The sequence below is a fragment of the Maribacter aquimaris genome, assembly GCF_014596745.1.
Taxonomy (GTDB): domain Bacteria; phylum Bacteroidota; class Bacteroidia; order Flavobacteriales; family Flavobacteriaceae; genus Maribacter_A; species Maribacter_A aquimaris.
Window position 1 is genome coordinate 210,483 of record NZ_JABTCF010000007.1, and the last position, 21,292, is coordinate 231,774.

Annotated in this window: 15 protein-coding genes and 1 tRNA gene; 8 read left to right on the forward strand and 8 right to left on the reverse strand. The window is 40.5% G+C overall.

Features of this window, described 5'->3' with window-relative positions:
• Positions 1–14: 14 nt before the first annotated feature.
• From HPE56_RS12620 to HPE56_RS12650, 7 genes are all read left to right on the forward strand, one after another.
• Positions 15–1,478: a RagB/SusD family nutrient uptake outer membrane protein gene (locus HPE56_RS12620; RefSeq protein ID WP_188244113.1), complete on the forward strand. Its 1,464-nt coding sequence runs from the start codon at positions 15–17 to the stop codon at positions 1,476–1,478.
• A 523-nt stretch (positions 1,479–2,001) separates the two neighbouring features.
• The gene (locus HPE56_RS12625; protein WP_223170298.1) at positions 2,002–3,444 is read left to right on the forward strand and encodes a sulfatase; all 1,443 of its coding nucleotides are present in this window, start codon (positions 2,002–2,004) and stop codon (positions 3,442–3,444) included.
• A 74-nt stretch (positions 3,445–3,518) separates the two neighbouring features.
• Positions 3,519–4,841, forward strand: a complete 1,323-nt coding sequence (locus HPE56_RS12630; protein ID WP_188244114.1) for an MGH1-like glycoside hydrolase domain-containing protein — start codon at positions 3,519–3,521, stop codon at positions 4,839–4,841.
• Positions 4,842–4,867: 26 nt separating this feature from the next.
• Positions 4,868–6,892 carry a six-hairpin glycosidase-like protein gene (locus HPE56_RS12635; RefSeq protein WP_188244115.1) on the forward strand — a complete coding sequence of 675 codons (2,025 nt, stop codon included), beginning with the start codon at positions 4,868–4,870 and terminating at the stop codon, positions 6,890–6,892.
• Positions 6,893–6,979: 87 nt separating this feature from the next.
• Positions 6,980–8,425, forward strand: coding sequence for an arylsulfatase (locus HPE56_RS12640; RefSeq protein ID WP_188244116.1), 1,446 nt, complete (start codon positions 6,980–6,982; stop codon positions 8,423–8,425).
• Between the two features lie 42 nt (positions 8,426–8,467).
• Complete coding sequence (locus tag HPE56_RS12645) at positions 8,468–10,192, forward strand: hypothetical protein (protein WP_188244117.1); 1,725 nt, start codon at positions 8,468–8,470, stop codon at positions 10,190–10,192.
• Positions 10,193–10,478: 286 nt separating this feature from the next.
• Positions 10,479–12,020, forward strand: coding sequence for a family 20 glycosylhydrolase (locus tag HPE56_RS12650; RefSeq protein WP_188244118.1), 1,542 nt, complete (start codon positions 10,479–10,481; stop codon positions 12,018–12,020).
• Between the two features lie 315 nt (positions 12,021–12,335).
• Here HPE56_RS12650 and HPE56_RS12655 read toward each other — a convergent pair whose 3' ends face one another.
• The 8 genes from HPE56_RS12655 to HPE56_RS12690 form a co-directional block, all read right to left on the reverse strand.
• Entirely contained in the window at positions 12,336–13,040 is a 705-nt protein-coding gene (locus HPE56_RS12655; protein WP_188244119.1) for a hypothetical protein, read from the reverse strand.
• A 764-nt stretch (positions 13,041–13,804) separates the two neighbouring features.
• Positions 13,805–13,879, reverse strand: a tRNA-Val gene (locus tag HPE56_RS12660).
• Between the two features lie 58 nt (positions 13,880–13,937).
• On the reverse strand, positions 13,938–15,149 hold the full coding sequence (locus HPE56_RS12665) for a bifunctional folylpolyglutamate synthase/dihydrofolate synthase (protein WP_188244120.1): 1,212 nt from the start codon (positions 15,147–15,149) through the stop codon (positions 13,938–13,940).
• Positions 15,150–16,049: an energy transducer TonB gene (locus HPE56_RS12670; RefSeq protein ID WP_188244121.1), complete on the reverse strand. Its 900-nt coding sequence runs from the start codon at positions 16,047–16,049 to the stop codon at positions 15,150–15,152.
• Entirely contained in the window at positions 16,049–16,435 is a 387-nt protein-coding gene (locus HPE56_RS12675; protein WP_188244122.1) for an ExbD/TolR family protein, read from the reverse strand. The genes HPE56_RS12670 and HPE56_RS12675 overlap by 1 nt, the downstream gene beginning before the upstream one ends.
• Positions 16,436–16,444: 9 nt before the next feature.
• The gene (locus HPE56_RS12680) at positions 16,445–17,137 is read right to left on the reverse strand and encodes a MotA/TolQ/ExbB proton channel family protein (protein ID WP_188244123.1); all 693 of its coding nucleotides are present in this window, start codon (positions 17,135–17,137) and stop codon (positions 16,445–16,447) included.
• Between the two features lie 50 nt (positions 17,138–17,187).
• Positions 17,188–18,525 (reverse strand): sodium:proton antiporter NhaD, encoded by a 1,338-nt coding sequence (gene nhaD, locus HPE56_RS12685; protein ID WP_188244124.1) that lies wholly within the window; start codon positions 18,523–18,525, stop codon positions 17,188–17,190.
• Between the two features lie 15 nt (positions 18,526–18,540).
• The gene (locus HPE56_RS12690) at positions 18,541–19,773 is read right to left on the reverse strand and encodes a Glu/Leu/Phe/Val dehydrogenase dimerization domain-containing protein (protein WP_188244125.1); all 1,233 of its coding nucleotides are present in this window, start codon (positions 19,771–19,773) and stop codon (positions 18,541–18,543) included.
• 271 nt (positions 19,774–20,044) lie between these two features.
• Here HPE56_RS12690 and HPE56_RS12695 point away from each other — a divergent pair, with 271 nt between their 5' ends.
• Positions 20,045–21,187 (forward strand): acyl-CoA dehydrogenase family protein, encoded by a 1,143-nt coding sequence (locus HPE56_RS12695; protein WP_188244126.1) that lies wholly within the window; start codon positions 20,045–20,047, stop codon positions 21,185–21,187.
• Positions 21,188–21,292: the final 105 nt, after the last annotated feature.

Genomic DNA, 21,292 nt, shown 5'->3' on the forward strand with positions numbered 1-21,292 from the left:
AAATAAACGAAACCATGAAGAAATACATATATATCACTTTACTGGCTTTAAGCGTATACGCTTGCGATGACTCTTTTTTAGACAAAGAACCCTTGGGTTCATTAAGTGTGGGTACTTTTTACACCAATGAGGAAGAGGCCACACAGGCCGTCAATGCCATTTACGACGGAATCCAAGGTTATACCGTCTACGGTGCAATGTCGATCGTAGAAGACGTACAATCCGATGATGCGGAAAAAGGAGGGGGCGGCCCCTCTGATCAACCCGGTATGGATCAAGTGCAAAAATTCATTGCATCTGCCGATAACCATATCTACGTAGACAAATGGAAAGCATATTTCGTTCCGGTGTTCAGGGCAAATCTGGCTATCCAGAAAATCCAGGGAATGGCAGAGGAAGATATAGATTCGGACATTAAGAATACATTATTGGCCGAAGCCAAGTTCCTTAGGGCATTGTGTTATTTTGATTTGGTCATACGTTATGGCGATTTACCCATTGTAACAGAACCCAACAGCCCTGAGGATTATGACATTTCAAGAAGTCCCGAAAGTGAGGTTTGGAAGTTTATCGAAGATGATCTTAAAGCAGCGATGGAAGGACTAAAAACGCCTGACGGTCTTTCTGACAACGATTTGGGAAGGGCTACAGTAGGAGCGGCAAAGGCCCTATTGGCCAAGTCTTATGTCTTTCAGAAAAAGTGGAAGGAAGCCGATCCATTACTTACGAGTGTGATCAACGATTATGGCTATGGCCTTTCTGATGATTTTTCCGCCATTTTCGGTATCGGAAACGAAACGAACAAAGAAGTGATTTTTCAAATAAACTTCCAAACAGGGGGAGCCAGTGACCGTGAAGGATATAACCGTAACGGATGGATGTCTCCAAGATCCTCGGATATTGATTGGGGTGGAATCGGTTTTATGTTGCCGACACAGGATTTGGTAGACGAGTTTGAACCCGGTGATATACGATTGGAGGCCTCCGTACTAAGGGATGGTGACATTTTTAGTGGTGATGTCTATAAAGGGGAATGGTCTCCTACTGGATATAACTGTAAAAAAGGATTGGTGGCTTTTGATGACTATACGGCCGGAACACCATATTTTGTCGATAATAATTATGTAGTTATACGTTTAGGGGATATTTTTCTCCTTAAGGCTGAGACATTGAATGAACTTGATCGTACAGGTGAGGCAGTCGACTTCATCAATCCCATTAGAAAACGTGCACAAGTGCCGTTTGTCGATGCGACCATTTCCAAAGAACAAATGAGGGAAGCTCTTTATCACGAAAGAAGGGTTGAATTATGTTTTGAACAAAAACGATATTTTGACCTTGTTCGTTGGGGCAAGGCAGCTGAAGTAATGACTGGCAAAGGGTACGGTTTCGTAGCTGGTAAGAACGAATTGTGGCCCATACCGCAAAGTGAGATTGATATCAATCCGAATTTGGCACCCAATAACCCTAATTGGTAAGTTAGAATTTTTAAGAATTGAGTTAGTTGTTGTTAGTAGTAGAAAGAACGTTTCCAATAGGCCTTGGAGCATCTGTGATACCGAGGCCTAAACGTTCTTTTCTACTAAATTTTTGGGCAGGGCAAACAAATTATTGTGTTCTTTTTAGGAAAGTACCAAACACAACAGTTTTATTCTTTTATTAAAAAATTATATAAAAAGGATTCAAGGGCATTTAAGCCTGTAAATCTTAAGAATTATTAAATAGATGAAGAAAACACTTCTACCTTGTTTGAAGGGGAAGATTATTGCAAGTTGTAAACTAAAAAGCTATAAAGAACGAAGCTATGGTGAATACTGGGCTAGTAGATGAATTATCAAATGATAATAATCCAAAGGGGTATTACGTCCAATTGAGTGGGGGTTTTGTAGGACATATCCAAAAGGAATTTTAAACGCTCATTGTTTTTACCCTCCTTTACATAGGGATATTTTTCACACAATCTTCATATATATAACAAGAACCATCTATTAACTTTTAAAAATGCAATTTTTCAACTTCTCCAAGAAAAAAATATTGTTGGTTACCTTATCCATATTATGCTATGGACTATACGCACAGACCAATAAAAAACCAAACATCGTTTTTATCCTAGTTGATGATTTGGGATGGATGGATATTGGCGCCAACGGCAGTACCTTTTATGAAACGCCCAATATTGACCAATTGGCTAAGGAAGGCGTTCGCTTTACCCAAGCCTATGCTGCTTCACCGGTTTGTTCCCCAACAAGAGCTTCAATCCTAACCGGGGAAAATCCTGCTCGTATTCACCTCACTCAATGGATTGGCGGACCTGGGAATCCAAATTATGTAAAAAACCTTCCTCTCGAAGAAGTACTGTTCCCCGAAGTTCTAAAGGATGCTGGGTACAAAACTATTTTCTTGGGAAAATGGCACCTAAACAATGAGGCAGGCGAAGGCAAGTTCTGGCCGGACAAACAAGGTTTCGACATTAATATAGCTGGGCACTTTAGAGGTGGACTGTATATAAAAAACAAGTATTTCGCTCCATGGAACATACCAAATTTAAAAAATGGCCCAGATGGTGTATATATGACAGACCGCTTGGCAAAGGAGGCCGTTGACTTCATCGACAAAAATGCAAATGAGCCCTTTCTTCTGTATTTTTCCTTTTATTCTGTCCATGCTCCTTTTAGTGCCCCGGAGGATAGGATTAAAAAATATAACGGGAAAAAGGAAAAACTAGCCTTGACCGATGAAGAGCGATTTGAAGAAGAAAAGAATGGAGGAAAACCGTTTGTCTATAGAATAAAACAAGATCACCCCACTTATGCGGCCATGGTAGAATCCATGGACATAGCGGTTGGTAAAATACTCCATAAACTTAAAGACAAGGGCATTGCGGATAACACGATCGTAATCTTTTTTTCTGATAACGGCGGACTATCCTCTTCAGAAGGAACCCCTACCGCAAACACTCCCTTAAGAGGAGGTAAAGGCTGGTTGTACGAGGGGGGCATAAGGGAGCCCGCTATTATTAAGTGGCCAGGAACAACAAAACCTGGAACCGTATCCGATGCTATCATCACCAGTATGGACTTTTATCCCACCATTCTTGAGATGACGGGGCTGCCTTTACGTCCAGACCTACACAAGGATGGCAAAAGCTTTGTACCTATTCTTAAAAACAAAAAACAAAAAATCCATAAAGCCACCTATTATCACTATCCCCACCGTTCCAACCAAAAAGGAGGGCCAAGCAGCGCCATACGTGAAGGAGATTACAAATTAATTGTGTTTTTCAAGGATAACGGATTAGAACTGTACAACATAAAGAATGATATTGGCGAAAGACATGACCTATCTTCGGAATTACCAGGACTCAGGAATCGCCTTTTTAAAAAAATCAATAAATGGTGGAGCGATGTGGATGCCCAATTTCCTAAAGAATATACACGAAAATAACCAACTCGAAGGTTGATGCCTGTAGCTCCTGTAAGGTGCTAAACGTACAACAACGATCTAACAATATAATTTAAATGAAGAAAACACTCCTACTTTGTATAACTATCGGCAGTTTAATGAGCTGTAATAACAAGAAAACGGCAAAAAATGAATCTGTAAAAAAAACCGACTCATCCCAGGTAACCATAAACAAAGAAGAAATGGAAAACCTCTACATTACGCTGCGCAATGATTTTGAACGGCAGTCCAAAAAAGTAATACAGCCCGCCGAAGGATATTTGGAATATCCATACCTCATACCTTCCGGTTTTTATAAACAAATGTGGGATTGGGATGGTTTTTTTATGGGAAACTATTTTGTGAGCAAGGGAAAACCGGAATACTTGAAATATTGGGCGTTAAACCTAATCAAAGGAATTGATCAAGATGGATATGTGTCCGGTTGCGCAACTACCAAGGGCCCTCGACCTATTTTTGGTAAGTTCGCGATGAAACCCTTTTTGTCCCAAGGCGTATATCTAGCCTCAAAAGGATTAAAGGATTTTTCCTGGGTAAAGCCTTATTATGGGCAGTTGAAAAAAGTATTGGAATACAGGGAACGTACGCAACAAGACGAAAAGACCGGACTATTTTATTGGGATATTGCCATGCAAAGTGGAGCGGACAACAATCCTGCCATGAATTATTTCCAAGAAGACAAACGGTCCTTTCTTGCTCCCGATGCCAGTACCCTTCAGTATAAGGAATATAAAGCCCAAGCGGCTATAGCCAAGGTACTGGGTATGGATATGGATGCTATCGTCTATACTGAAAAGGCAAACAAATTGAAAAAAGCCATCAATACCTATCTTTGGTCAAAGGAAGATCAGATTTATTATACCATTGATCGGGAAACAGGCGATTTTTACAAAAGGATCAGTTATTCCTCGTTTGTGCCCTTAATGGCGGGGATAGCCCCGGAAGTAGAAGGTAAGGCAATGATCGGGAAATATCTTTTGGAACCGTCGCACATGAAAGCGAAATATGGTTTTAGGTCACTTTCCGCCAAAGATCCAGATTACAACAACAAAAATATAATCGTGCCTTTTTCCAATTGGCAAGGCCCTGTGTGGCCTATTGCAAATTACATTTACTCCATTGGCCTCAAAAAATATGGCTTTGATAAAGAAGTGGCTTGGTTGGGCAACACGGTAGGTACTTTATTGTTGAAGGATATGGAAAGGCACGACACCATGCATGAAAATTATAATGCCGAAACAGGGGTGGCTTTAGCCCCTAGTGATGACCATGTTGATGAAAATGGGAATATTGTTGGTTTCGTTAGTTGGAATCTATGTATAGAAAATGTTCTTGATGGGGTGGTAAATGATAATTGGATGTTATTGGATATTAATTGAGGATGATATAATTTCTAAAATCGAAAATGATGGTAATTAAGAATATATTGGTGATTTCAGCACTACTGGTTTCTCAGTGGCAGATAGCGCAGGAAAAGCATTGGAGTATTAATAAATCCGATGAAATACGGCTCGATGTTACTCAAAGTAACAATCACCCATATCAAGATAATATGGAACTTTCAGGAAAAAGGGTCTCTGGTATCGTAACCTATGCCATTAATGACAAAAGGGAAGTAGCGGTAAGCCGTGAGATATTTTTTCCGCAACTACGAACATTTTTAAAGACCAACGACCCGGATTGGAAAGCGTATCGAGCATACCTTAAAGAAACATATTCGGACGAAATTCTTCCTTCCATAGCCTTAGGTGATAGAATTTATGTACCTGGACCCGTTTCAGAGGTTTCCATTAATGGCATGTTGACATTAAAGCACGAAGCTGTTGACGGGGTCGCACTGACGCGTACTTTTTTCCCCTCTATGAGTCAACGATTATTCGTAGAACAATGGACCTTGACCAATACCGGCACATCATCCATTGTATTAAAAGGGGGGCGTAAAGAAACCAAATCGATGACCGAAGGGGCAAAAGGCAACTATGCCATTTATATCGATTCCAACATTAAGGACGAAGTAACCTTGCTCCCCGGTAAATCATATACTTTTTCAATTGGGATCTCTGCTACAATGAACGATGAGGAACGCATTCAGATATCCGGGAATGAATTTTATAAAGAGCGACTAAGTTTTTTGGACCAAATGAAGAATTCTTTGGAATTGGTTACTCCCGACCCCACCTTGAACACCTTGTTCGGTTTTTCCAAGATTAGGGCCTCTGAAAGTATTTTTGAGTCAAAACTAGGTTTAATACATTCTCCCGGTGGTGGCCGCTATTATGTCGGTTTTTGGGCCAATGATCAAGCGGAATATGTAGGACCCTTTTTTCCTTATTTAGGATATGCCACCGGAAACGAGGCGTCTTTAAATGTTTATAGGATCTTTGATAAGGAAACAAACGATTCATACACCAACCTCCCCTATTCTTTTGAAATGGAGGGCGATGCACCCAAAAGCACTTTAGATAGGGGTGATGCCGCTATGATCGCTTATGGAGCCACACAATTTGCCTTGGCAAGTGGGGATAAAAATATCGCAAAAGAGCTATGGCCTTTAATAACATGGTGTTTGGAGTACAATAGAAGACAATTGAACGATTCGGGCGTGGTTGTTTCGAAATCCGATGAAATGGAAGGAAGGATTCCTACGGGGACGGCCAATTTATCCACTTCCAGTTTGTACTACGGAGCCTTGGGATTGGCAGTAAGTCTAGGCCGTTCGTTAAACGAGAACAGTAAGACGTTACAAACGTATTCCAGACAGGCCAAAACCCTTAAAAAGGCAATCGAATCTTATTTTGGAGCGACTATTGAGGGCATAGAAACCTATAAGTATTATAAGGAACATACCAAATTAAGGCATTGGATATGCCTTCCTTTGGTCGTAGGTATTTACGATCGTAAAGAAGGTACCACAAAAGCCCTTTTTGATAAACTGTGGTCAGAGAACGGGGTGCATGTCGAAAAAAACGATGAAAACAAGGCTATTTCCGAAATTTTCTGGGACAGGGGAACCTTATATGCCCTTAGGGGAACATTCCTGGCCGGATCCACGGAAGAATCACTGGAAAAACTGGATGAGTTTTCAAACAAACGACTTTTAGGCGATCGGGTACCATATGTGGTAGAGGCTTTTCCCGAAGGTAACATGGCACAATTATCCGCGGAGAGTGGTCTTTACTGTCGCGTGTTCACCGAAGGAGTCTTTGGAATCGTCCCTACAGGGCTCCACAGTTTTAAAAGCACTCCCAGATTGCCCAAGGAATGGGACCATATGGCCTTAAAAAAAATAAAGGCCTTTGGTGAAAATTTTGATATCTCTATCGTAAGAAAAGCGAAAAAGCTGCACGTTAAAGTCGTCGATGGAGGGAATAAAACAATATATGAAAAGTATATAAGGGAAGGGGATACCGTACATGTACATTTCAAATAATGGAATAATCGGTCCTATTGGATTTGTTTATCACAGTTAACGTCCAAACCCAAAATAATGTATAAAATAATGATCTAATAGTCTACTATGAAAATCAAAACAATTTATTTACTACCCATACTTTTTGCCATTGTCTTTGTGGCCTGCAAAAACCCTAAAAAAACAAGCGAAAACACGGCAACTTGTGGGATCGAGGGCAAGGATGTTAAGCAACCGAACATCATTTATATTATTGCCGACGATCTAGGTTATGGGGACTTGGGTTGTTTTGGGCAAAAGAAATTCAGTACATCCAATATTGATAAATTGGCTTCAGAGGGTATGGTCTTTACCCAACATTATGCAGGCACGAGTGTATGTGCCCCCTCCCGATGTTCCCTAATGACCGGATTTAACACAGGGCATACCGTTGTTAGGGGAAACAAAGAACTAGAGCCAGAAGGCCAGTATCCTATACCCGATAGCACCTACACGGTCGCCGAAGCCCTAAAAAAAGTAGGTTATGTAACTGGGGCCTTTGGAAAATGGGGACTGGGATATCCTGGTTCTGAAGGTGATCCAACCCAACAGGGCTTTGATGTATTCTATGGATATAATTGCCAACGACAGGCCCATCATTATTATCCTGACCATTTGTGGAGCAATTCAGATTCTATTGTGCTTTCGGGAAATGAAAATGGTAAAAGGGAAATATATGCACCCTCTTTAATCCAGGAGAAGACGCTCCAATTTATCGAGAAAAATAAAGACAATCCCTTTTTCTTGTTTGTTCCTTCGGTAATTCCCCATGCGGAATTGGCTGCCCCAGAGGATTTAATAAAGAAATATTCGGGAAAATTCCCTCCGGAAAAACCTTATAAGGGCGGCTATTATGGCGCCCAGGCAACACCGCATGCCGCATTTGTGGCGATGATTGAACTTTTGGACCGACAGGTAGGTGAAATCGTTCAAAAGGTAGAGGATATGGGCATTTCGGACAATACGATCATTATATTCACTTCCGATAACGGTCCCCACAATGAAGGAGGTGCCGATCCAGAATATTTTGATAGTAATGGTCCTTTAAGAGGGATTAAAAGAGACCTGTATGAAGGTGGAATCCGGATTCCTATGATTGCCAAATGGCCAGGAAAAATCAAATCCAACAGTAAAACGGAACTAGTTTCCGCTTTCTGGGACGTACTACCTACCTTCTCGGATATTGCTGGTGTCGATACCCCCCCGAATATTGATGGAATCTCCTTTGTACCCACCTTGTTAGGGGAAAAGGATAAACAGGTCAAGCATGAATATCTGTATTGGGAGTTTCATGAAATGGGTGGACGAAAGGCTATACGCATGGGGGATTGGAAGGCGATTCGTAACAATGTGTTTAAAAACCCCAATGCACCGATGGAATTATACGACTTAAAAAATGATATTGGCGAAAACAATGACATCGCAGGGTCACATCCGGATATCGTTAAGGAAATGGAGGATATTTTCAATACGGCCAGAACCCCATCCGAGGTCTTTAACTTCGATAAACATTAATGCGTGCTACGTATTTGAAATCTTAAAATCAATCTAGGGAAAATGAATTATAGAACACTTTTTACGATACTTCTTTTGGCACTTGTACTTCCTGTAACCGGCCAAACCGAAAAGGACAAACAATACAATCTTGCCGTAGGGTTTAGACTAGGGTTGCTCATGGATCCAACATTGGAAGGGAACTTTGAAATGACGAAAAAGAAGATCCTTGAATATGATGTGGATGAAGTACGGATTTATGGGGGAGGCAATGCGATTACCTATAAATACATCGATATAAAGGGTTTTCCTGAAATAAAACAGCAAGGCAATCCTGAAGAGTTGGACAAATATAAAAAGGGATTGAAATGGTTTAAAGACCACGGAATCCGAATTACTTTAAGTGGTGGTGAACCCAGTTTGCCGGGAATGGATTACTACAGCAAGGACAAAAACAGTTTTTTCAACCTTTATCCAGAGGCAAAATATTTGGAAAATGGCCTGCTTTGGAAATTTTACGAGGAAAGGACCTATGCCCTTTTCAAAACGTTCCCCCAAGTAGATGCTACTGATTATTTTCTTTGGGAAACCCCGATTTTGGATGACCTTAATTATTTTCCGGGTATAAAATGGCAAAAACCCATTACTTGGCATAAAGGCGAGAATCAATATTATTCCCTAGCGGATTATTTAACCGAATTCATGGCCGCCGTTATTAGGGGTGCCAACCGTGCAAAAAAGGATTTCTCTATTTTGACTTTTAGCCATTATCCATATCAGGAAAAATTATTGTTGGAGTCTTTGAAAGAACTTGAACGAAGAAATGAATCCTTTTTAATGGTGCATAAGTCCCAACCAGGGGATTGGGATCCGTACAAAGGGCCAAATAATATCATGATGCAGACGCAAACCAAAGCTTCCCTACTATTTGATGGTGTTGGGGAGTATTGGGGAAGGTCCCTCGTACCGTATTGTTTCCCTGAAGAGATACAAACCAGGGTTCAACATGCCATTGAGCACAATAAAAGTATTCAAACATTGGCCATGCGTACCTATTGGGAAGACGACCAGACGCTGTTCAATAATTATAACGAGATAAATTTGTATGCGCTTGCACGCTTTGCCAAAGACCCCTATATCGATGTGGAGGAAGTATGGACCGACTGGGCAAAAGGGAAATTTGGTGAGGTAGCGGCGCCTACAATGATAAAGGTCCTGAAACGGACCAATGATATTGGTAACTTGGTCTATTATTTTAAGGGGATTTGGGTGCAGGAGCATAGTAAAATCGCTTCCCTTGATTATATGACGGGCCAAGTGTTACATACAGGTAAATCAATGATCAATTGGAATCCTGATGATATCAAGAACAATGCGTTGATCGAGGCGTTTGTTTACAATCCTACAGAGGAAATAATAAAAATGGCGATTGCCGATCGCAAACAGGCTTTGGCTATGTGCCAAAAATCGATTGCAGATGTAGCATCGATAAAAAAATCACTTTCAAAGGAAGAGTATCAAAAGATCAAAGTGGAACTTTTGATTATGGAAGATTTTGTGAAGGTGAGCTTGCCCCATATTGAAGCCTATCTACGATATATAATCAACCGGGATCATCCTACAAGTCAAAACTTGGTTTCATTATCGAATTGTCTTGAAGAATTGAAGGGAATGGCCCTTCAAATGGATAAAAAATACGGAGCTGAGAACTATTTGATTTCAAGTGATACGATTTTAAAATTTGTTACGGATATTGAACAACGTGTAGCAACGTCACAGAGCAAATAACCAAGTAGTGGATTTGCACCATATTCCTAGTGGATATGCTAAATAGATTGTAGATAAGTTTGTGTTCAGGGATTTTGAGGCGGTACTTATTCTTGTAAAAGAAAATCCGGGACCTTGGGATTATTAGGCTGACCTGATATGGTTGATTTTAACGGGCAACCCGATAAGCTTGGTTTGTTTGCGGAGATCACCAATTTTTTATCTGAAGTAAGCAACAAAAATCAAAAGAAATAAAAAACACCCAACCATTTTTTTGAATGACCCTTTATAACCTAAAAAATTAATAATGAGGATACTATCAATAACGATCTTTATGCTTTTTTTTATTTCCTGCGACCAAACTACGTCATTTAAAAAAGAGGATTTCGATACGAATATTATTCCACAACCTAAAATGATCGACAAGGGTAGCGGAGTGCTCTTGTTATCCGGCCAAAGCAAATTGTATTCTCCCCAATCCGATGTTTATCCTTTATTGGACCTATTCATATCGGAAATAAACAAAATCACGAACATTGAACTTGGTACTACCGACACTAACAACCATGAGGCAGATATTCTTTTTCAAATTGATGCCTCAATGATTGGCGAAGAATATTCCATTGAAATAGGTAATACGATCAATGTAATCGGAGGAAATTACAAGGCTTTGGCAAAAGCTAAATCAACTTTGCTGCAGCTGTTAGGTAAGGAGGAAGGAAAACTGATGTTTCCCATAGTTACGATTAAAGATAACCCCAATGCTTCCTATAGGGGATTATTGGTGGATTTGGCCAGACAATGGCATGAAATCCATACGATCAAGAAATTAATTGATTTGGCCGCATATTACAAAATCAATTATTTACAGTTGCATTTCACAGACTATCAATCCTATACATTGCCGTCCACCAAGTATAAAAATCTATCAACCCCTAACAGACATTATACTTTTGAGCAGCTAAAGGAACTCGAGGCATATTCACAATTACGGGGAATAACTATCATTCCTGAGATCGATATACCGGGCCATTCAAGTCAGTTCGTAAGAAAATATCCTGAAATATTCGCTATCAAAGATACCGTGACAAATCCTTGGATAATAAACATGGGAAAAGAGGATGCATATGAGGCCTTGGATTTTATAATTGGGGAAATCTCATCCATATTCGAGGCTAGCCCCTATTTCCATATTGGTGGGGACGAAGCTATTTTTGATAAAGTTAGTGAAGACCCCTTTGTCCAAAATTATATAAAGACACATCAGATAGACAATGATGTGCATGAATTATATAGGCACTTCTTGGTAAGGATGAACGGAATTGTAAAAAAACACCATAAACAAATGTGTGTTTGGGAAGGTTTTAGACCCAATGGTAAAATAAAGATTCCCAAGGATATCATTGTTTTTGAATTCGAAACCAATCGTTACTTGCCAAACGAACTGATCAAAGATGGATATACAGTAGTCAATACTTCTTGGAAACCACTTTATGTGGTCAATGAAAAGAAATGGGAACCAAAAACGATATATGCATGGAATATGTGGAAATGGGACAATTGGTACGATAAGGCCCCTTCCTATAATCCTATACAAATGGAAAAATCCCCTTTGGTGATCGGCGCCCAAATGTGTTCGTGGGAACAATCGGAAAAAGTAGAAATACCAAGCCTCAGAAAACGATTGCCCGTATATATGGAAAGAGTGTGGAATACGGACAAAAAAATACCTTTTGAAGAAGTCATGAACCATATTGATATCTTGGATGACCGCCTTTCTAAATTGATCAATGACAATGAACAGGATAGTTTGTTACACGGTCATAATTTTACAAAGGATACCCAATAAGATCCCAGTTCACTATAGCATCCTCTGTAACCTTCAACGCAAAAATAAAAGCTTTTAGGGCACAGTTCAGAGGCGTTAGGAATATAGAATTCTTTCTATTTAGACTATCAAATATATTTGCCTAAATCCAAAATCCCACAACTTTTTGACTTGATCCCTAATAGCCCCATAAAACAAAAGTTTTTTGGGCATTCAACCCAAAATTAGTTTCAATTTTTCCATCAGTGAATATAGAGTTCAAATATTATTCCTATTTAACTTCTTAACAAGGTTTTTTTAATTGTAATTAACTTTTCATTTTGAGAAAGTTTTTACCTAGTATTCTATACCGTAATAATCACAAACAGCTTTGTAATCTTTTACATCTACACCAGCTTGTGCAAGCTCGTTAAGAACCTGTTCTTTTTTGTTGGTAGAATTACCTTTTAGTGCCGTTGTACTTGTAGACTCTATTATAATTACTCTACCAGAATCTAAATCACCCGCAGAAATATTTACACTAATACCATCACTATCTGCATAATCAAAATAAATATATCCAACTCGCAGATTTATTTCAACAGCAAAATCAAACGACCAAGCATCTGCAGGACAGGGTACGGGTGTCCAATAAGTCCCACTATTTAAATATGTTAAAATAGCATCGTTATCCAAAACATCCTGTGTAAGTTGAGGAATGGTTAAATAATCATCAAAACCTGAAAAACTAGAGGCATCAAAGGTAAAGTTTCTCACATTTGCATTACCATCATCACCGTCAGCTCCATCTGCTCCATCTGTACCGTCAGTTCCATCAGCTCCATCTGTTCCATCTGCACCATCAGCTCCATCTGCACCATCTGCTCCATCTGCGCCGTCAGCTCCAGCTATTCCTTGTTCCCCTTGAGCGCCTTGTAGTCCATCCATTCCATTTTCCCCATCTTCTGAAGAACAAGAAAATTGAACAGAAATTAACAATACTAATAGGAAGTGAACAGCTCCTTTTAAATTTTTTCGAATTGATTTTGATGAAATTACCATGAAAGTTTGATTTTTATAATTTATCGCATTAAATATCCTAATATTACATTACAACATGGCTGTTTATTGTATGAAGGACACTTTATATTGTATAAATTACTATTAATTGGGCTTGATCCGTTTTTAGGGCGTAGTTCAGAGGCGTTAGGAATATAGAATTCTTTCTATTTAGACTATCAAATATATTTGCCTAAATCCAAAATCCCACAACTTTTTGACTTGATCCGTAGAATTCTTCCTTTATAGATTAACTACAATCTTTGCATAAACACAACAATTGTTCTTGATCCAATGTTTCACCCTTGTTTCACCCCTGCCAAAAAAGAAAGGCCCCGCATTTCTGCGAAGCCTTGTCTTTGTTACTGTGGGCCCTACTGCCCCGAAGCGTCGGGGGAACCAGTGACCCTAAGATGCTCTGGAACAACAAACCCTCATGCCCGAAAACATCCTTCCAACATATCGCTGGCAGGGACCTACCTAGTAAAAATCTATCTTTTTTGAATACAATACGCGGAAAGAAATTGCACATAAAAAAAAGGCTCCCGATTTCTCGGAAGCCTTGTCTTTATTACTGTGGGCCCTACTGCCCCGAAGCGTCGGGGGAACCAGTGACCCTAAGATGCACTGGATCAAAAAAACCTCATGCCCGAAAACATCCTTCCAACATATCGCTGGTAGGGACCTACCTAGTAAAAATCTATCTTTTTTGAATATAATACGTGGAAAGAAATAAAAAAGGCTACCTAAAATTTAGATAGCCTTTGTGGGCCCTACTGGATTCGAACCAGTGACCCCCTGCTTGTAAGGCAGGTGCTCTGAACCAACTGAGCTAAGAGCCCTAACGGGGTGCAAATATAGAATAGTTTTCGTTTTCCCAAAAGAAAAAAACAAAAAAAATCAAACTACTTCAGCTACCGTAAAAGTACTACCCCCAATAAATATAAAATCATTCTTTCCTGCTTTCTTCTTAGCCGCTTTAAAAGCCTTATTTACAGAATCATAAGCTTCCCCCACCAATCCTTGTTCCCTAGCCTTCCCTACCAAGGTCACAACCTCCAAACCACGCATTATATTAGGACGGCAAAAATAATACTGCGCATTTTTAGGAAAAAGTGGCAATATACGGTCTAGGTCCTTCTCCTTTACAAAGCCAAGAACCAGATGTAAGGTCCTGAACTCTTGCTGCGCCAACTGTTCGGTTACGTAGGCTAGTCCCTCCTTATTATGTGCCGTATCGCAAACAACCATTGGTTTTTTATCAAGAATCTGCCATCGCCCCAGCAGACCGGTATTCGCGACCACTCGCATCAATCCTCGTTTGATGTGTTTCTTTTTGACGTTAAACCCCTTTAGTTCATCCAAGACAGAAAGTACTCCCTTCACATTCCTGATTTGATAATTCCCTAATAAGGAGGTCTTGTACGTTTTGTGTTCGACATGATCCGCAAAAACGATCTTCGCATGCTTTGATGCTGCAATAGCCGAAAAGACTTCTGCGACTTCTTCTTGATATTCACTAACGACAACTGGGATATCCGTTTTAATGATACCTGCTTTTTCCCTAGCGATTTTCGAAAGGGTATCTCCAAGCATATCCAAATGATCCATCCCGATATTGGTAATCAATGCCACTTCGGGGTTTAGGATATTGGTCGAATCCAACCGACCTCCAAGTCCCACCTCAACCACGGCTATATCGACTTTCTTGTGGGCAAAGTAATCAAAGGCCATACCTACGGTCATTTCAAAAAACGATAATCGGTTTTCCTCTAAAAAGACCTTATTCCCCTCAATAAATCGCACTACTTCCTTTTTTCGAATGGTCTTCCCATTGATTTTTATACGTTCTCTAAAATCCTTTAGATGTGGGGAGGTGTATAAACCCACCTTATACCCTGCTTCTTGAAGTATGGAGGCCAACATATGACTACTGGAACCTTTTCCATTGGTACCTGCCACATGTAGACTTTTAAATTTTGTTTCCGGATGCTTTAAAAAGGTTGAGAAAGCTTGGATATTATCCATTTTGCCATTATACGCGACTTTCCCTTTTTGCTGATAGACGGGAAGTTGTGTGAACATCCAGGCCAAGGTTTCTTTATAGGTCACTTATCCCCCTAATTTAAAATTGACCACCACAAAACCAATTTGTTGGCTAGGTGCGTTGGAATCCAAATTCCACTTATGCTTCAATGCAGTTTTCTTTGCGGGTTCCAATAAACAAGGATCATTATTGGTTGTGCCCTTAACCCCTGGTATTGCACTGATTACCTTTCCTGTGCGGTCTACAACTATTTTTACAACGACCCGGCCTTCTTGGTTGCATTCCTGTTGTACCGCGCCCTTACTGACCAAAGATCTTCCATTTAAACCATACCCCCCTGTTCCACTTCCAGAACCAGGACTCCCGTAATAACTTGTTGCATAGGGATCACCATCGGGTTGCCCCTTGTCACCAGGTCGATTATCGTCGCCTTCACTACCTGAAGCCGTACCATCGGATTTATTGAGTCCCCCCATAAGCTTATCCAATTCCGCTTTTTTGGCCTCTTGTTCCTTTCTTTTTTGTTCTTCGGCTTCCCGCTTTTCACGTGCAACCCTATCTGCTTCCGCCTTAGCTTTCTTCGCTGCCGCATCTGCCTTACGTTTGGCTTCTTGCTGTTGTTTGATCTTGATGGATTCCTCGCTTTCTTGGGTAAGTACCTTTTCTGTCGGCTGTTCTTTCTCCACTACTTCTTCCTGTACCTCTTCAGGTACGGCTTCCAGTACTTGTTCTTCCTGCACATTGGGAGGTTCGGGAATGTCCAAGGGTTCCGATCTGATTTTTTCTTTGGGTTGGGTATCGCCCATACCAAAATCCATTGTACCAAAATTCACCGAAATACCATTTTCGATGGGCGGATCCATATAGGTCAGACCAATATAAAAAAGCAATAGTACAAGTGCACTCAACAAAGCTGTTGTGAGTGTAAATGATTTTTTCTTGTGTCTCGTATCTAAAAACGACATTAATTAGGTCGCACGGCCAGAATAACCTTATAATTGTTCCTATTGGCAATATCCATAACGTGTACTGCCTCTTTTATGGCAACGCTCTCCTCTGCCCTTAGGATTATTGTGGGTTTATCCTGTCCTTTCAGTGCCTTTTTTAATTCAATTTCAATGTATTCTCCGTTGATTCTCTCGTTGTTCACAAAATACTCCAAGTTCTTATTTATACTGACGGAAACATTTTGTGTATTCGTGGATTTTCCTTTCGCCTTTGGCAATAGTAAATCCAACGCATTGGGCGAATTTGCCGTTAACATAAAAAATATCAACAACAAAAAAACAATATCTGTCATAGACGACATACTGAAGTCCGGACTTACTTTATTTCTTCCTTTTAGTTTCATATTGCTCTGTTACAGTGGTTCGTTCAATAAATCGAGGAACTCAACTGCATTCGCTTCCATTTTATGGATTACCTTGTCTGTTCTATTCACCAAGTGGTTGTATCCGATATAAGCAATAATCCCTACAATTAAACCAGCAACCGTCGTTGTCATCGCTGTATAAATACCCGATGCCAAGGAACCCATTTCGGCCTGCCCACCACTGGTTGCCATTTCATGGAAAGCCAAAATCATACCAATAACGGTTCCCAAGAAACCAATCATGGGAGCTGCCCCGGCTACCGTAGCCAAAACACTTACGTTCCTTTCCAATTTGTATACTTCCAACGTACCGGCATTCTCGATGGCGGTGTTGATATCATCCAAGGGTTTACCTATTCTAGAAACCCCTTTTTCGGTCAAGCGGGCCACCGGTGAATCGGTTTGGGCACACAATAATTTTGCGGCCTCCAATTTCCCATTGGTCACATGATCCCTGATCTGGTTCATAAAGTCCTTATCTATTTTTGAAGCCGCCTTAATAGCGAAAATGCGTTCAAAATAAATATAAAGGGCTACAAACAACAACACAAATAAAATTGCAATTATGACAATACTCGCCGTACCACCACTAAAAATCAAATCTATGACCGAGAGTGTCTTTTCCTCGGATAAAACTTCCCCAGCTGTTGGGTCTTGTGCAAGATCTTGTAACATTGACATATAATTTCTCTTCTTTAAGTTGCCTTAATAACGGTGTTTTATCTATAAAATTATGCGTTTAACACAAAATCTCTCATTAATACAAAGGTTGCTGCCCCGGCCAAAAATCCGATCAAAGCCAACCATGCAATCTTCTTAAGGTACCAAAAGAAATCTATCCTCTCCATACCCATGGCCACAACACCTGCAGCCGAACCAATAATCAACATACTTCCTCCCGTACCGGCCGAATAGGCGATGAAATGCCATAAAGGATTATCCAATCCTTCGGAGAACATACCCATACTTGCCGCTACCAACGGTACGTTATCGATTACGGCAGAACCTACCCCAAAGAGCATTACCACAATATCAGTATTGGGTATGGCCGTATTCAAACCACCCGCTGCATGGAAGAGTATACCCAATGATTCCATTGCCGCAACGGCCATTAAGATTCCAAAGAAGAACAAAATACTGGGCAATTCTATCTTTGACAGTGAGTGATGAACAGGACTGTGATGACCAACAGAACCATTCTCGTGACCGTCTACATTTGAAATATTGAACTTTGCATTACTGTATATTTCAGCGAATGTTGCTACAACAGCCAAGGAAAGCATCATTCCCACGTAAGGAGGCAAATGTGTTACCGTTTTGAAAATAGGCACGAAAACAATAGCAGACAATCCTAAATACAACATGGTAGGCCCAAACTTGGATTTCAGACCCTCTTCCTCATTCATATCCCCTTCGATATTACCTTTAAAAGCTTTATTTCTACTGGCCAATAGTACGGGTACTACCATACAGATAATAGAAGGTAGCAATACATGCTCTATCAATTGCATGGCACTTACTTTATGGGCTATCCATAACATCGTTGTGGTCACATCACCAATAGGCGACCAAGCCCCACCCGCATTTGCTGCAATTATAATCAAACCCGCAAACCATAAACGGGTATTCCTATCATTGATCACTTTCTGTAAAATGGTAATCAATACAATAGTTGCCGTAAGGTTGTCGATGATGGCGGAAAGTACAAAAGCCAATAAGGAAAATAACCAAAGTAACTTTTTCTTACTCCTTGTCTTGATAAAACCTTTTATTGCAGAAAAACCATCAAAATAATCGATAATCTCAACAATAGTCATTGCCCCAAGCAAGAAAAACAATATTTCCGCTGTCTTTCCCAAATGGTGCAACAATATCTCATCCAAATGGGTCGGATCCAACTCCCTAAGTTCCGCATTGACCTCAAAAACCGGCATATGGGCCAAGGCAATAACAGCCCAAAGTAGGGCCATCATGGCCAAAGCTGGAATCAGCTTATCAATTTTGAGATTGTGTTCAAGTGTAATAGCAAGATATCCTGCTAAAAAAATCGCAATAATAATGGTTTCCATATATGTGTAATTTATTTATACTAATTGCTTTAGGGCAATTTCAAATCCGGTTTTACTTACATTCAGTTTTGATTGATTTTGTTTAAAGATATTTAAAATTGCTTTTCTAATGGTATCGGAAGTATCTTTAAATATCAATTCATCATCCATTCCCACCCTTTTCTCCATAAAATAGGCGAAAACCCTCGCCATTCCACAATTGGAAATAAAATCGGGAATCAGACTTACCTTGCCATCGGCATATTCCATAATTGGCCCAAAGAATATCTCCTTGTCAGCAAAGGGAACGTTGGCCCCACATGAAATGACTTCAAGCCCTGTTTCAATCAAGTTGGAAATCTGGTCCTTGGTTATAAGTCTCGAGGCCGCACAAGGCGCAAATATTTCGGTCTGAAGACCCCAAATCACCTGATTGATCTCTTCGAAGGGAATCATTTGATCCGCACTTGCCATCAGATTATTCCCCTGTTTATTCAAATAGAATTCCTTTATTTCCTCGAAAGAAAAACCATCTTCCTTGACAACTCCCCCTGCCCGATCTAAGATCCCAACGATCTTTGCCCCCATTTGGGCCAGATAAAATGCGGCAGCACCACCTACATTACCAAATCCCTGGATAACCGCCCGTTTACCCATTACGTTACCTCCAAAAATATCGTAATAATGGCGTACAGCCTCTGCCACACCATAGCCCGTTATCATATCGGCTACCGTATATTTCCTAGTAACGTCAGGTGAAAAACGATTATTTTCAAGTGGTTTTATCACCCCCAACCGCAATTGCCCGATCCTATTTATCTTATCGGCTTCCGTGGGTTTGAAATGACCATTGAAAACCCCTTCCTGGGGATGCCATACCCCTGCGTCCTCGGTAATGGGAATAACCTCCTTTGTTTCATCAACATTTAAATCCCCCCCAGTACCATAATAACTCTTCAATAGTGGCGAGACGGCATGGTACCATCGTTCCAAGACCCCTCTTTTCCTAGGGTCATGGGGATTGAAATTTATTCCTGATTTTGCACCGCCAATTGGAGGGCCGGATACTGTAAATTTAACTTCCATGGTCTTCGCCAAAGACAGCACCTCGTTGAGATCAAGACCTTCCCTCATTCGCGTGCCACCACCGGCAGCCCCCCCTCTTAGTGAATTTATAACCGTCCATCCTTCCGCTTCAGTTTCTGGATCTTTCCAATGAAATATGATTTCTGGTTGCTTATTCTCGTATGCCTGTAGTAATTCCTTCATGATTTGACTTTATCGATTATGTGACCTTGATTTCATTTTCATATTCCTGTCTGACCAAAATGTACTCCCCAAAAGAGGTTAGTGCTGTCTCATAATCTTGTTTTAAATCAATTTAAGGATTTCTACCAACAAATATAAAATACAGAAATTAAATAATGGCCCTTCCACCTTTTAAACTTTAATAATCGACACATCTAAAACATCTTCCCAAAGCAGATGGAATTATATAACATAACTGTATATTTGTTAGTACTAACTTAAACTCAACATAATGGATTTCACTCTTACTGAAGAGCAATTAATGGTTCAGGAGGCCGCTCGTGAATTTGCCCAAAATGAATTGTTGCCAGGGGTTATTGAACGTGATGAAGCACAAAGATTTCCAACGGAACAAGTCAAAAGAATGGGCGAACTTGGCTTCTTAGGCATGATGGTCGACCCCAAATATGGAGGTAGTGGCCTAGACACCCTTTCCTATGCCCTGGTCATGGAAGAATTATCCAAGATCGACGCATCATCATCGGTGGTCGTATCGGTCAATAACTCATTGGTATGCTACGGCCTTGAAGCCTATGGCAGTGAAGAACAAAAACAAAATTATCTAACACGGTTGGCCAGCGGGGAAATTATTGGTGCCTTTTGCCTTTCAGAACCGGAAGCGGGCAGCGATGCCACTTCGCAAAAGACCACGGCATTGGATAAAGGGGACCACTATATTCTCAATGGTACCAAAAACTGGATCACGAATGGCAATTCTGCCTCTGTTTATATCGTGATTGCACAGACCGATAAGGAAAAAGGACATAAGGGTATTAATGCCCTGATCGTGGAAAAAGGAATGCCCGGATTTGAAATCGGCCCTAAGGAAAACAAACTTGGTATTCGAGGAAGTGACACCCATTCCTTGATCTTCAATGACGTTAAAGTCCCCAAGAAGAATAGGATCGGGGAGGACGGATTTGGATTCAAGTTCGCCATGAAGACCTTGGCCGGAGGTAGGATCGGCATCGCCGCGCAAGCTTTGGGAATAGCTTCTGGTGCCTACGAATTAGCAAAGGAATATGCCAAAGTACGTAAGGCCTTTGGTACCGAAATCGTTAATCACCAAGCCATTGCCTTTAAATTGGCCGATATGCACACCCAAATTGAGGCAGCAAGACTTTTGGTCTACAAAGCCGCCAAAGACAAGGATACAGGTGCCGATTATGATCTTTCTGGGGCCATGGCCAAATTATACGCCTCACAGGTAGCGATGGACACCACGATAGAGGCTGTCCAAATCCATGGTGGAAACGGCTTTGTCAAAGATTACCATGTTGAACGATTAATGCGTGATGCCAAAATAACCCAAATATATGAAGGTACTTCAGAGATACAGAAAATCGTTATTTCGCGGAGTATTACGAAGGATTAATTTCATCCCCACCCCTATTACGATCTATTGACCCATACCATAGATTGCAAAGGTCTACATAAACGACTGTTTATTCGGGTTATTTTTCTTTTTGGATTATCATCA

Coding starts and splice junctions, on each gene's coding strand:
- HPE56_RS12620 (WP_188244113.1), top strand. CDS start 15: ATGAAGAAATACATATATATCACTTTACTGGCTTTAAGCGTATACGCT.
- HPE56_RS12625 (WP_223170298.1), top strand. CDS start 2,002: ATGCAATTTTTCAACTTCTCCAAGAAAAAAATATTGTTGGTTACCTTA.
- HPE56_RS12630 (WP_188244114.1), top strand. CDS start 3,519: ATGAAGAAAACACTCCTACTTTGTATAACTATCGGCAGTTTAATGAGC.
- HPE56_RS12635 (WP_188244115.1), top strand. CDS start 4,868: ATGATGGTAATTAAGAATATATTGGTGATTTCAGCACTACTGGTTTCT.
- HPE56_RS12640 (WP_188244116.1), top strand. CDS start 6,980: ATGAAAATCAAAACAATTTATTTACTACCCATACTTTTTGCCATTGTC.
- HPE56_RS12645 (WP_188244117.1), top strand. CDS start 8,468: ATGAATTATAGAACACTTTTTACGATACTTCTTTTGGCACTTGTACTT.
- HPE56_RS12650 (WP_188244118.1), top strand. CDS start 10,479: ATGAGGATACTATCAATAACGATCTTTATGCTTTTTTTTATTTCCTGC.
- HPE56_RS12655 (WP_188244119.1), bottom strand. CDS start 13,040: ATGGTAATTTCATCAAAATCAATTCGAAAAAATTTAAAAGGAGCTGTT.
- HPE56_RS12670 (WP_188244121.1), bottom strand. CDS start 16,049: ATGTCGTTTTTAGATACGAGACACAAGAAAAAATCATTTACACTCACA.
- HPE56_RS12675 (WP_188244122.1), bottom strand. CDS start 16,435: ATGAAACTAAAAGGAAGAAATAAAGTAAGTCCGGACTTCAGTATGTCG.
- HPE56_RS12680 (WP_188244123.1), bottom strand. CDS start 17,137: ATGTCAATGTTACAAGATCTTGCACAAGACCCAACAGCTGGGGAAGTT.
- nhaD (WP_188244124.1), bottom strand. CDS start 18,525: ATGGAAACCATTATTATTGCGATTTTTTTAGCAGGATATCTTGCTATT.
- HPE56_RS12690 (WP_188244125.1), bottom strand. CDS start 19,773: ATGAAGGAATTACTACAGGCATACGAGAATAAGCAACCAGAAATCATA.
- HPE56_RS12695 (WP_188244126.1), top strand. CDS start 20,045: ATGGATTTCACTCTTACTGAAGAGCAATTAATGGTTCAGGAGGCCGCT.